Source organism: Pseudoalteromonas sp. GW168-MNA-CIBAN-0100 (assembly GCF_040309225.1).
In the GTDB taxonomy this organism is placed as follows: Bacteria; Pseudomonadota; Gammaproteobacteria; order Enterobacterales; family Alteromonadaceae; genus Pseudoalteromonas; species Pseudoalteromonas arctica.
This window is the reverse complement of record NZ_JBEOOL010001100.1, coordinates 1-236: the sequence shown is the minus strand read 5'-3', so window position 1 is coordinate 236 and position 236 is coordinate 1. Positions and strand designations below refer to the sequence as shown.

1 protein-coding gene is annotated in these 236 nt (G+C 46.2%); it reads right to left on the bottom strand.

Annotated elements, in window-relative coordinates; all coding sequences use genetic code 11:
• Window positions 1–236, bottom strand: a 236-nt coding sequence (locus tag AAEY62_RS24770) for a DUF2271 domain-containing protein (RefSeq protein ID WP_350637149.1), incomplete at both ends; no start/stop codon positions are given.

The window sequence follows — 236 nt, the reverse complement described above, 5'->3', positions numbered from 1 at the left end:
GCTGTAATCTCGGCCGCCTTCTTCGCGTACCACTTCAATATTAAGTAAGTATTTACCCGGTTTTACTGGGTTACCGTCTAAATCATTGCCCTGCCAATTAATGGTGTAAGATCCAGCTCGTTTGGTTGCGCCGCTTATGCCGTCGAAGTTAAGGTTACTCTTACCGGCTTTACGCCACCATTGGCGTAAGTCTTTAAACCATTCGGCTTTTTGTACCCAAAGTGCCAGCGTAGTAA